Consider the following 12307-nt stretch of genomic DNA (forward strand, 5'->3'; position numbering starts at 1 on the left):
GTGGCAGTCGCACCTATCAGGCCTTGCTGCGGTTGTAGGGCGGTCAGGGGTGGCTGGCCTGTACGTCGTGTCGGCGCGCTGGTCAGAACGGCTCGAAGGGGGACTGACGGCGTTCGTACCGCTTCGGTCCGTGCTGCTGCCCCTGCGTTCTCGTTCGACTTCCGCCGTGGCCTTGTTTGGCTGGCGCTGTGTTCTCGTTTGGACCCGCCGACGGCGGCGGTGTGGGGACATTGGCGTGAGTGAGGGGCGGGGTTAGTTGAGTGGGGCTCAGGTTTGGGGGTGGGGGGTTGAGGGAGCGGGTGGGGAGCAATGTACCGCCGGGATTGGTTTCCTCTCCCGGGCAAGATGGGATCAGCTCGGGCGCATCCGTCCTTTCCCCGGGGAGGGCAGGGGTGTGGGGTGAAGGGAAACCACACCGGGGCTTGGATTCGGGCGTCGGGTGTGATCAGAGCCTGCGAATATAGGCGCGCAGCCGGGAGATCTGGCAAGTGTGCCGGGTCTTCCCCACCTACCGCACAAGGCAGGGTACGTGGACGTAGAGACGGAGCTCCTCAACCTCAAGCGGCGCCTATGGGCGCTCGAGGCGAGCACATCCATCAACGAGCAGAACGGCGAGCGGGGTACGGCGGCGGTTGCCGGCGGGACTGTGGTCGCCGAGCTTCATCGCGAGGTGTCCGATGATCTGAAAGCGCTCAACGTGGAGGTCGCCGGTCTGCGATGGCAGACCAAGGAGTATTGCGACCGCGGCCACTCTCAGCTGCTGGAACGGCTCGACGACCTTCGCATCGGCCTTCACCACCTGGATCTGAAACTCGATCAGCTGCTCGTGAAGGACGCTGTTGAGGGAGGAGCGCCGGCCGCCCTTGGCTTTGAGGCGGAGCCTGCCGGAACGCCCCGTAAGGCGGTGAACGGGGCCAAGCGTCGTAAGGCGTGATCTTTCGCGTACAGGGCGAGCGAGGGGTCCAGGTCCTGCACGGCGGGCCGATGCTGGCTAGGCTCGTTCGCTGGGTCCGCGTGTTCAGGGGTACGGATCCGAATTCGCCGCAGCTGAAAGGATGGGTGCATTGGCCGATTCATCTTTCGACATCGTTAGCAAGATCGACCGCCAGGAGGTCGACAACGCCGTCAACCAGACGGTGAAGGAGCTCGGGCACCGCTTCGACTTCAAGGGCACCGGTGCCGCCATCGCTTGGTCCGGGCAGAACAACATCGAGATCAAGGCGAACAGCGAGGAGCGGGCCAGTGCCGCGCTCGACGTGTTCAAGGAGAAAGTGGTCAAGCGGGGCCTCTCGCTGAAGGTCCTCGATGCGGAAGAGCCCAAGCTCTCGGGCAAGGAGTACCGCATGCTGGTCAGCCTGAAGGAGGGCATCGACCAGGAGCACGCCAAGAAGATCTCCAAGCTGATCCGTGATGAGGGTCCGAAGGGGATCAAGGCGCAGATTCAGGGCGAAGAGCTCCGGGTCAGCTCCAAGAAGAAGGACGACCTCCAGGACGTCATCTCCTTGCTGAAGGGCAAGGACCTGGACATCGCCCTGCAATTCGTGAACTACCGCTAGCCAGGGGCATGTTGTACGGCTCTGAGCTGGCACGACGATCGCGGAGAGCGGCTCCGGGGCACCTGGCCGAATGCGCCGTCCAATGACGCGTCTTCCCTTGTGTCCCGGGCCGCTCCGTGTACGGCTTCGGTGGGGGTATGACCTTGTAGGTGTGCCTCGACCTTATGCTCGGTGGATGTGACGAAGATCCCACTGCGCCGGTTCACGGCACGTGTGCTGCCCATCGACGAACAAGGCCGAGTTCTCCTGCTGCATGGCTTCGATCCGGCTCAGCCGGAACGGCGGTTCTGGTTCACGATTGGGGGCGCCCGGGAGGACGGCGAGACGTTGCGCGACGCCGCGGCGCGGGAGTTGTTCGAGGAAGTCGGGATCCGGGCGGCGGCGGAGGCGCTCACGGGGCCGCATGCCGAAGGGCTGATCGAGTTCGAGTGGGGCGAGTACCGTTTCGTCCAGGATCAGGCGTTGTTCGCGATCCGGGTGAGCGATGTGGTGGTGTCGTTCGATCACATGGAGCAGGCCGAGAAGGACACGACCACCGCGTATCGGTGGTGGAGCGCGGAGGAACTCGACAGCGCCGAGGAAGATGTCCATCCTGAGGATCTGGCGGCGATTCTGCGGAAGATCCTTGCCGCTCCGGACGCTACTTAGCTGTTTTGCAGGAGGCTGGGTACGTACGCGCGTCTTGTTCCTGTGGGCCACTCACGGGGCCGGGTCGATGTTCGTCTCCCCGGCCCCCAGGAACCTAGCGGCGGTAGCCGGCCATGCGTTCGAGGCGGGCGACTCGCTCCGAGGTGGGCGGGTGGGTGGAGAACAGTCGGCCGAAGCCGGAGCCGCTGAACGGGTTGGCGATCATCATGTGCGAGGCCGAGGTGAGGCGGCTGTTCTCGGGGAGCGGAAGCCTGCGGGCGCCCATCTCGATCTTGCGGAGGGCCGAGGCCAGCGCGAGCGGGTCGCCCGTGAGCCTGGCGCCCGACTCGTCGGCCTGGAACTCCCGCGTACGGGAGATCGCCATCTGCACCATCATGGCCGCCACCGGGCCGAGCACCATCATCAGCAGCGCGCCCACGAACCCCGGGCCCTCGTCGTCGTCCGAGCCGCCGAAGAACACCGCCACGTAGCTGAGCCAGGTGATCATCGTGGCGAACGCGCCGGCGACGGAGGAGATGAGGATGTCCCGGTTGTAGACGTGGGACAACTCGTGTCCGATCACGCCTCGCAGCTCTGCCTCGTCGAGCAGCTTCGTCAGGCCGTACGTCACGCAAACCGCGGCTTTGCGGGGGCTTCTGCCCGTCGCGAAGGCGTTCGGCTGCACCGTCGGCGAGATGTACAGGCGGGGCATCGGCTGGCGGGCCTCGGTGGAGAGCTCGCGGACGATCCGGTAGAGGGTGGGCTGTTCGACCTCGCTGACGGGCCTTGCCCGCATGGCCGAGAGCGCGATGCGGTCGGAGAAGAAATAAGCGACGCCGTTGCTCGCCAGGGCGAGTATGAACGCGATCCGCGCTCCGGTGCCGCCGCCCAACCACGCGCCCACCGCGATGATCAGCGCTGACAGCCCACCGAGCAGAATGGCGGTGCGCAGACCGTTGTGGTGCAAGGTTCCCCCCTTCGTGGTCTGGGTTCACCACGTCCAACGACGAAGACCCGGTCCTTCGTTCCCCGCCGTGCTCAGCTGAGGGCGGAGCGCGACTTACCGTGCGGTATTGACCACACTGTTGGTGTCGTACTGGCCGCACTGTTCGTGTGGGGCCGACATACCGTGTCGTCCCGGGCTCGTGGTGTGTGATCAGCCGGACGCCGACAGGGAGGTCATGTCGAGGACGAGTTGCGGGGCTGCCGAGAACAGTACGGCCGCCGCCAGGGCCAGGCCCATCGCGAGCCATGCCGTCGCCGGCGGCCGGTGCGAGGGCAGGGCGGCCGCGTCGGCGGCAGGGGTGAAGAGGCGGGCCGTCCAGACGGCGTAGTAGTACAGGCCGATCACCGTGTTGACGGCCATGACCACGGCCAGCCAGCCGGCTCCGCCCTCGACGATCTCACGGAAGACGAAGACCTTGGCGAACAGCCCGGCCAGGCCCGGCGGCAGGCCCGCCAGGCAGATCAGGCAGAACGCCAGCGTGATGCCCGCCGCCGGGCGGCGCAGCGCCAGGCCCCGGTAGTCGTCGAGTTCGTTGCGGGCGGCGGCCCTGGACACGAGCATGACGACGGTGAACGCGCCGAGGTTCATGGCGGCGTAGATGACCAGGTAGGCCATGGACGTGCCGAGCGCCGCCGAGGACCGCGGCGCCGCCGCCACCGCCAGCGGTGCCAGGATGTAGCCGGACTGCGCGACCGAGGACCAGGCCAGCAGGCGTACGGCGGAGCGCTGGCGCATGGCCAGCAGGTTGCCCACGGTCATGGTCAGGGCCGACACGATCGCCACGATCGGCGTCCAGGTGGCGGCCTGTCCGGACAGGCCGATGGCCAGTACGAGCATCAGCCCGGCGAATCCGGCCGCCTTGGAGATGACCGACAGCAGGGCGGCCACCGGGATGGGGGCTCCCTGGTAGACGTCGGCCGCCCACGAATGGAACGGCACTGCGGCGATCTTGAAGGCGAAACCCGCCACCACCAGGACCACGCCCACGGTCACGACGGCGGGCAGGTCCTGCCCCGGCAGCACCCCCGGCGCCGCCGCCTGACCGCCGAAGACGGCCGCCAGGCGCGACAGGTAGACCGAGCCCGCGATGCCGTACAGGAGGGACACGCCGAACAGCATGATCGCCGTCGAGACCACCGACACCACGAACAGCTTCACCGCAGCCTCGGACGCGCGACCGTCGTAGCGTCTCATCGCGGTGAGGGCGAAGACCGGGAGCGAGACCAGTTCGAGGGCGACCACCAGCATGATGAGGTCTCGGGAGGCGGGCAGGGACACCGCGCCGACGAGGGTGCACAGGAGCAGGAAGTGCCACTCGCCCACCGGGATGGCGCCGTCGGCCAGCTCGGTCATCGACATCAGGACGACGACTGCGGCGGCCACCAGCACCAGGCCGGCGAACACCAGCGTGAACCCGTCCACGACGAACGAGCACAGCGCCGCCGACTGGGCTGGGCCGCCGGCGAGGTTGGCGGGGACGCAGAATGTCGTCTGTGTTCCCGCGCCGGACCTGATCGCCTGCGCGATCACGAAGCCCAGGGAGAGCAGGATGCCGGCCAGCGTGAACAGTCCCAGGCCTGTCTTCGTACGCGGGCGGGATGGCAGGAACGCGTCGAGCATCAGCACCAGGCCCGCCGCCAGGGCGAGCACCAGAGGGGGTGCGATGACGAAGTAGTCGATCTGCTGGATCATGAGAGGGCTCCCAGCAGGGTTTGCACGGGCGGTGTGGTCAGCGACAGCAGGAGGCCGGGCCACAGGCCGAAGAGCAGGATGAGGATGACTATCGGGGTCCAGGCCAGCAGTTCGTGACTTCTGACGTCATCCACAGGCGTGTCGGGGGTCGGGCCTTCGTGGGTTGCGCCGGCTTGGTCAGTGTCGCTTGGGTCGTGGGTTGACCCGGTTTGGTCGGTGTTGCTCGGGTCGAAAAGTGCCTCGGCTTTGTCGGTGGTGGGGTCGAGGGTGGCCGTGGCGGAGCGTTGTGCGGACGAGCCGAGGGGGACGACGGGACGTTCGTCGGGGGTTTCGCGGATCAGGCGGTCGTCCAGCGTCACGGTGCCGTCATCGGACGGGCCTGCGTCGGGCGGGCTCACCCCGGCGGCGTGGAGTGCCTCCACTCGCGGTCCCGCGATCGCCTGTGGACGGCCGTGGGTGACGCGGGACAACATGACCAGGAAGTAGGCGGCCGTCAGGACCGCGCCCAGTCCCCCGATCACCATGTATGTGAGGAAGAGCCCGCGCGGCAGTCCGTTCGCCGGTTGGAACGCCCCGAACAGCGCCAGCATCTCCCCCCAGAAGCCGGCCAGCCCCGGCAGCCCCAGCGAGGCGATCGACGCGAACGTGAGCATCGAGCCCAGCCGCGGCATCGTCGCCAGCATGCCGCCGCCCAGCGCCGGCATCTCCGAGGTGTGATAGCGCTCCTTGACCGCTCCGGCCAGGAAGAACAGCAGCCCGGTGATCAGGCCGTGGGCGACGTTGGCGAAGAGGGCGCCGTTGATGCCGACGGGAGTCAGCGTGGCGAAGCCGAGCAGGACGAAGCCCATGTGGCCGACCGAGGAGTAGGCGATCATGCGTTTCAGATCGCGCTGGGCCAGGCAGGCGAGGGCGCCGTACACGATGCCGACCACGGCGAAGGCCCCCAGCCATGGCGCCACCGCCGTCGCGCCCTCGGGGAGGATAGGGATGGCGATCCTGGCGAAGCCGTACGTGCCCATCTTCAGCAGTACGCCGGCCAGCAGCACCGAGCCGGTGGTGGGAGCTTCCGTGTGGGCGTCGGGCAGCCAGGTGTGCAGCGGCCACATGGGCGTCTTCACCGCCAGACCGATACCGATCGCCACGAAGGCGAGGATCTGTACGAATCTGGTCATACCTGCGCCGTGGGAGGCGCTCAGCGCCACGATGTCGAGCGTGCCGGTCTGGGCCCACACCAGCAGCAGGCCGAGCAGCATGACGACCGAGCCGAGCAGCGTGTACAGGATGAACTTGATCGACGCCGCCCTGCGCCCGGCGCCTCCCCAGATGCCGATCAGGAAGTACATCGGGATCAGCACGATCTCGAAGAACACGAAGAAGAGCAGCAGGTCGAGGGCGAGGAACGTACCGATCATGCCTACTTCGAGCACGAGCAGCGTGAACACCAGCGCCCTGGGCCTGGCGCTCATGAACTCGCCGCTCGCCCGGGCTCTGCCCCAGCTCAGGTAGACGAAGCAGAGGAAGGTCAGCAGCGTCGTCAGGACGATCAGTGGCAGCGAGATGCCGTCGACGCCGAGGTGGAAGCGCAGCCCGAGCCCGGGGATCCACGGCAGGTCGGCCTCGAACTGCATCCGGGCCGGCGCGCCGTAGTCGAACATCGCCAGGAGGAGCAGGCTGAGCGCCAGCGTGACGCCCGACAAGATCAGTCCGTACGTGCGGAGTGCGGCGGTCAGCGGGTGCGGCGCCAGGAGGAGCAGGAGGGCGCCGAGCAGCGGTACGGCGAGGAGCGCCACCGGGATCCAGCCCATCAGACGATCACCGCCCCTCTTGTACGTGGCCGCGTCGCCCTGATGTCGTGCCGCCCGGCTCGGACTGCAACCGCGTCGCCCCGGTGTCGTGCCGCCCGACTCGGCCTTTTAGCCGCGTCACCGTGCCGCGCCACGAGACCACTACCGCTAAGGTCACCAGCCGCGCCGCGTTGACCAGTCACGTGAACACCACCGCCCCGGTCCCCAACCGCGTCGACGTGATCAGTCACGTGAACATCACCGCCCCCACCGCGATCAACAGGACGCCGGCCAGCAGGCCGCTCACGTAGAGCTGGACGTTGCCGTTCTGGGCCAATCGCAGCAATCCGGACAGACCGCGCGCCGACCTGCCCGAGCCGCGTACCGCGCCGTCCACGACCACGTCGTCCGTCCTGACGATGAGCCTGGCCAGGGCCAGCGCCGGGCGTACGAAGCACGCCGCGTAAAGGGCGTCCACGTAGAACGCCCGCTCGCACGGCACCCGAAGCGGGCCCAGCAGGCGGGCCGGGTCGGCGATGGGGTCGATGCGCCAGAACGCGTACACCGCTCCGGCCCCGAGCGCCGCGAGCACGACACTGAGGGCCGCCACGCCGAGGTCCAGGTGCGGCGGGACGGCGAAGCCCAGGAGCAGGGCGGGGAAGGCGAGGAGCATGAGAGGGCCGAGCATCGTGCGCGGGGCCTCCCTGACGTCCACGACATGGGCGGTGCCGGGCGCCGGTTCGGGGAGGGCGACGGCCCTGACCTGGCCGAAGAAGGTACGCAGCCAGGCCCTGGTGGCGTACGCGCCGGTCACGGCCACGGTCGCCAGGGCGCAGCCGTACAGGAAGAGGGCGGCCGCGTCCGTCAGACTGCCGGTCGCCAGCGCTTCGTCCATGGCCAGCAGGACCCCGTCCTTGCTGAAGAAGCCGCTGGCCGGGGGGATGCCCATCAGGGCGGCGAAACCTATGGTCATCGTCACGAACGTGACCGGCAGTTCCCGGCGCAGGCCGCCCATCTGCGTCATCAGGTTGGAGCCGACGTGGTGGATCATCGCGCCCGCGCAGAGGAACAGCAGGGCCTTGAACGCGCCATGGGTCAGCAGGTGGAAGATGGCCGCGGTGTCGGAGCCCGCGGCGAGGGCGCCGGCCATGTACGCGAGCTGGCTGACCGTGGAGTAGGCGAGAACACGTTTCAGGTCGTCCTGGGCGAGTGCGGCCAGGGCGGCGCCGAGCATGCCCAGCGCGGCGATGACGGCCAGCACGTCGAGCGTGGGGCGGGCGGCGAGGAACGCCGGGAACAGCCTGGCCACGATGAAGATGCCGGCGGCGACCATGGTGGCGGCGTGGATCAGGGCGCTGATCGGCGTGGGACCGGCCATGGCGTCCGGGAGCCAGGTGTGCAGCGGCACCTGGGCGCTCTTGCCCGCCACCCCGGCCAGCAGCAGCATCGTGGCCGTCACCAGCGTGGCTGGGGACATGTCGGGAACCTTCGCCAGCACTTCGGTGATTCGGAAGGTGCCCGCCGCCGCGCCCAGGACGAAGATGCCGAAGAGGAAGCCGACATCGCCCAGGCGGGTGACCAGGAAGGCTTTGATCGCGGCGCGTGAATTGCCTCGGTCTTCCCACCAATGGCCGATGAGGAGGTACGAGCACAGGCCCATGATTTCCCAGCCCACGTAGAGGACCAGGAGGTCGCCGGCGTACACGACCAGGAGCATGGCGCTGGTGAACAGGCTGATGAAGGCGCTGTAGGAGGGGTAGCGGGGGTCGTCCTTGAGGTAGCCGACCGAGTAGACCTGTACGGCCAGGGCCACCAGGGTCACCAGGACGCCCAGGACGCTCGACAGGGCGTCTGCCTGGAGGGTGAGCGAGATCGGGATGCCGCCGGTGACGATCGTGCCGTAGGTCTGGCCTGTGGGAGGTGGCAGGGCGGTTGAGGTGCCGGTGCCGGTGCCGGTGCCGGCTCCGGTGAAATAGGCCAGGCCCGGGTCCCAGGCCAGCCAGAGGGCCAGGATCGCCGAGGCGGTGGTGGGGATGATCGCGAACCAGGCGGCTCGGGTGTTGGCTCGTTGGCCTGCCGGTTGGTGGGGTGTATTGCCGACCAGTGTGTGTTGATGGGGCCTAGAGCTTGTGGCCGGTGTGTGTTGATGGGACCCAGAGGTGGTGGCCGGTGCCTGTCGGTGGGACCCGGAGGTGGTGGCCGGTGCCTGTCGGTGGGACCCGGAGGTGGTGGCCGGTGCCTGTCGGTGGGACCCGGAGGTGGTGGCCGGTGTCTGTCGGTGAGGTGCGGAGCCGGCGGTTGGCGACTGTTGGTGGGGCGCGTTGTCGGCCGGTGGTCGCCTATGGGGCAGACGGGGCAGGAGGATGCCCGCGAAGGCTGCGGCGAAGGGCAGGAGCACGGCCAGTAGCGGGAAGAGCGTCATAGCGTGCCGCCTCCTCGCTTGACGGGCTGTTCGTCCCCGCGACCGTCTTCGGGCTCCGGCGGGCTGGGCCGGTGCTCGTTGGCGCGGGTGGGTCCATGCGGCGGATCGCCTGTCATAGCGGTTGTGGGGGGATCGGCGGGGTCTGGCTGGGTGCGTACGGGTGGCGGTTGCGTGGCCTGGTGAACGTTGGGCGGAGGAGCTGGGGCCGCCTGCGTTTCGAGGGGTGGGTCGGTCGGCTCGGACAGGTCGCGGAGGTGGTCGATGTCGACGGTCCGGCGGTTTCTGTAGAGCGCCAGCACGATCGCCAGGCCCAGGCCCACCTCGGCGGCCGCTATGACGATGACGAAGAGGGTGAGCACCTGGCCGCTGTGCAGACGGTCGCCCAGCCATACGTCGAACGCGACCAGGTTGAGGTTGACGGCGTTGAGCATCAGTTCTACCGACATCAGCACGAGGATCGTGTTGCGGCGGGCGAGCACGCCGTAGACGCCGATGGAGAACAGGAGCGCGGAGACGACCGCCGGGTAGACGATGTGCACTAATGACCCCCGGTTCGGTCGGGTGGCGGGCCGTCCACGGTCCGGTCGGGTGAAGCGGTGCTCGGTTGCTCGGGTCGTTCCTCTTGCTGCTCGGGTCGTTCCTCTGGCCGCTCGGATGGTTTCCGCGGCTGCTCAGATGGTTCCTGCACCGACTCGGATGGTCCTTGCGGCAGTCCGGAGGGGCTGTGTACCGACTCAGGTGATCCCTGCGGCAGCGCGGAAGGGCCGTGCACCGACTCGGACGGTCCTTGCGGCAGTCCGGAGGGGCTGTGTACCGACTCAGGTGATCCCTGCGGCAGCGCGGAAGGGCCGTGCACCGACTCGGATGATCCCTGCGGCAGCCCCGAGGGGTTGTGCGGCTGCTCGGGTGGTTTCTGCAGCGGCCCTGAGGGGTTGTGCGGTGGCTTGGGTGGTTTCTGTGGTGGCTCTGGGGAGGTGGTGCGTTTTGGCTGTTCTGGGGAGCCGCCGGGGATGTCTGTGCGGGACAGGACGATGGCGCCGATGAGTGCGGCCAGCAGCAGTACGGACAGCGCTTCGAACGGGAGCACCCACGTGGCGAACACGCTGGCGCCTATCTCTTTCGCGGCTCCCGGGCCGGGAGTGAGCGGAGCGTAGGCCGTACGGAAGCCGTCGATCACCACCGTGACCAGGACCGCCGCCGTTGCCACCGCCACCAGGGCGGAGACGAGTCTGTTGCCGCTGTCCAGGTCTGCCGAGCGGCCTATCGGGGCTCGGGTGAGCATGATGCCGAACAACATCAGCACGACCACGGCGCCCACATAGATGAGGACCTGGACCCAGGCCACGAACTCGGCGGTCAGCACCAGGTAGCCGCCCGCGAGCGCGCCGAAGCAGACCACCAGCCACAGGGCGGCGTGGACGAGTTGTTTGGTCGTGACGACGAGCAGCGCTGATCCAACCGCTACCGCGCCCAGCAGCAAGAAGACGATCTCTTGCCCCGTGGGTGACAGGTAGGAGGGCACCGCCTCGGTCACGACTCCTCCTCAGGCTCCTTTGGATCGTCAGGGCCGAGCCGCCCCGGCGGTCGGATGGATCGTGGATCGGCCATCCTGCGCCTGCGCGGGCTCGCGGCAGAAGTCTGCTCCTCGGAATCGGGTCGCGTTTGCGGTTCGCCCGAGGCTGTGGACAACTTGTCGGAGGGTGGCTGTCCTGTGGATGAAGCGTGCCCCTGATCTTCCCTTTCGGGGTGGGATGGGGGTTGGTTCTGAGGTTCGGGGTGGTCCTGGCGCAAGGGGTCGGGCTGAGCCTCTTCCCGGGGCTGGCCCTCTGCCCGTGGCTGGCCCTCTGCCCGTGGCTGACCCTTCTCCCGGGTCTGACCCTCTTCCTGGAGTTGGCCCTCTTCCTGGGGCTGACTCGCTTGCCTGGACTGACTCTCTTCTTGAGGTCGGTGCTCTTCCCGGAGGCGACTCTCCTCGTGGGACCGACTCTCTTCTTGGGGTTCGTCCGCTTCCTGCGGGGAGGGCCCCTTCGAGGTGGAGGCGGCGCTTGCGCTTGCGGACTCACTGCCGGTTGCCGGCTCCGTGGAGCGGGAGCCTTCTGGACCTGGCTCCGCGAGGCGGGAGTCTTCTGGGCCTGGCTCTGTGGAGTGGGAGGCATCCGGTTCCGGAGAGGTGGGGCCTTCTGATTCTGGAGACGTGGGGCCCTCTGGTTCTGAAGGTGTAAGGCCTTCAGGTTCCGGAGGCGTGGGGCGGGAGTCCTCTGGTTGCCGGGGTGGGGTGGGAGCGTCGGTTGCGGAAGTGGGCGGGAGGGCGCCAGGGGGGCGGATTCCGCGTACGTTCGTCATCGGGCGGCGCGTACGGCCTCCCGGGGTCCGTGACGGCGGTGTCTCTCCGCCGGACTCGGATGTCGGTGCGGTCGAGGGCGCGGGCGGCACCTCGGGCGTGATCGAGGCCTCGGGCGCGGCCTGTGCCTCGGGCGCGGCATGCGCGGGCCCTGACTCGCGCGCGGTTGGCGGCTCTGACGTGGTCGATGGCCCTGGCTTGGGCGGTACCCCGGACCTGGCCGGTGGTCCGGAAGTGGTTGGTGACCCGGGCGTGGTTGGTGCGGGGGTCGGTGTTTCGGCTGCGGGTGAAGGAGGGGTGGCGGCTTCGGGGGTCGCTTGGGTGGAGGCGCGAGGGCGTTGGGCAGCCTGTGTACGGGCGGCGCGGCCGGAGGCGGCTGGGCGGCGGGGGGCGGCGGTCAGTTCCTTGGGGGGTTCGGCGCTCACCTCGTGGGAGGGGGGCGGAGGAACCGTTGGGGTCCAGGCGGCCAGCTTGTCCTTTTCGTGCAGGAGGTTGCGGATGTCGCCTTCCGCGTACTCGAACTCCGGGGACCAGAAGAGCGCGTCGAAGGGGCAGACCTCGATGCAGATGCCGCAGTACATGCACAGGGCGAAGTCGATGGCGAAGCGGTCGAGGACGTTGCGCTGGCGGGGGCGGCCTCCCTCAGGGGCCGGGATCGTCTCCTTGTGGGAGTCGATGTAAATACACCAGTCGGGGCACTCTCGGGCACAGAGCATGCAAGAGGTGCAGTTCTCCTCAACTAGGGCGATAACTCCGCGGCTGCGGGGCGGCAGGTCCGGCTTGACCTCGGGATATTGCTGCGTAACAGACTTGCGCAGCATGTGGCGAAGGGTGATGGACAGCCCCTTTGCCAGTCCGACTCCCGGTATCCGCGCCATG

At 68.3% G+C, this 12307-nt stretch carries 9 protein-coding genes and 1 pseudogene; 3 read left to right on the plus strand and 7 right to left on the minus strand.

The genetic code is table 11. The annotated features are described in order from the left end of the window. Positions 1-529: 529 nt before the first annotated feature. The 3 genes from AB0I81_RS58165 to AB0I81_RS58175 all read left to right on the plus strand — a co-directional run bounded on the left by AB0I81_RS58165 (position 530) and on the right by AB0I81_RS58175 (position 2204). Positions 530-934: a hypothetical protein gene (locus AB0I81_RS58165; protein ID WP_360677969.1), complete on the plus strand. Its 405-nt coding sequence runs from the start codon at positions 530-532 to the stop codon at positions 932-934. A gap of 121 nt (positions 935-1055) precedes the next feature. Further along, on the plus strand, positions 1056-1556 hold the full coding sequence (locus AB0I81_RS58170; RefSeq protein WP_360677971.1) for a YajQ family cyclic di-GMP-binding protein: 501 nt from the start codon (positions 1056-1058) through the stop codon (positions 1554-1556). 171 nt (positions 1557-1727) lie between these two features. Continuing rightward, the gene (locus AB0I81_RS58175; RefSeq protein ID WP_360677973.1) at positions 1728-2204 is read left to right on the plus strand and encodes an NUDIX domain-containing protein; all 477 of its coding nucleotides are present in this window, start codon (positions 1728-1730) and stop codon (positions 2202-2204) included. Between the two features lie 94 nt (positions 2205-2298). Here the strand turns inward: AB0I81_RS58175 and htpX are convergent, their stop codons facing one another. From htpX to AB0I81_RS58210, 7 genes and pseudogenes are all read right to left on the minus strand, one after another. After that, complete coding sequence (htpX, locus tag AB0I81_RS58180; protein ID WP_360677975.1) at positions 2299-3150, minus strand: zinc metalloprotease HtpX; 852 nt, start codon at positions 3148-3150, stop codon at positions 2299-2301. Between the two features lie 189 nt (positions 3151-3339). Next, positions 3340-4881 (minus strand): NADH-quinone oxidoreductase subunit N, encoded by a 1542-nt coding sequence (locus tag AB0I81_RS58185; protein WP_360677977.1) that lies wholly within the window; start codon positions 4879-4881, stop codon positions 3340-3342. Next, complete coding sequence (locus AB0I81_RS58190; RefSeq protein ID WP_360677979.1) at positions 4878-6686, minus strand: NADH-quinone oxidoreductase subunit M; 1809 nt, start codon at positions 6684-6686, stop codon at positions 4878-4880. Before AB0I81_RS58190 ends, AB0I81_RS58185 begins: the two co-directional genes overlap by 4 nt. Before the next feature lie 226 nt (positions 6687-6912). After that, the gene (locus AB0I81_RS58195) at positions 6913-9087 is read right to left on the minus strand and encodes an NADH-quinone oxidoreductase subunit L (protein ID WP_360677981.1); all 2175 of its coding nucleotides are present in this window, start codon (positions 9085-9087) and stop codon (positions 6913-6915) included. Positions 9088-9323: 236 nt separating this feature from the next. Next, a pseudogene (gene nuoK / locus AB0I81_RS58200) lies at positions 9324-9626 on the minus strand (NADH-quinone oxidoreductase subunit NuoK); the annotation flags it as partial. Then, entirely contained in the window at positions 9626-10621 is a 996-nt protein-coding gene (locus AB0I81_RS58205) for an NADH-quinone oxidoreductase subunit J (RefSeq protein WP_360677983.1), read from the minus strand. The pseudogene nuoK and the gene AB0I81_RS58205, both read right to left, overlap by 1 nt. After that, a complete protein-coding gene (locus AB0I81_RS58210; protein WP_360677985.1) occupies positions 10618-12306 on the minus strand; it encodes a 4Fe-4S binding protein in 1689 nt (562 codons plus the stop codon). Before AB0I81_RS58210 ends, AB0I81_RS58205 begins: the two co-directional genes overlap by 4 nt. Position 12307: the final 1 nt, after the last annotated feature.

The organism is Nonomuraea sp. NPDC050404, from assembly GCF_040655495.1.
Taxonomy (GTDB): Bacteria; Actinomycetota; Actinomycetes; order Streptosporangiales; family Streptosporangiaceae; genus Nonomuraea.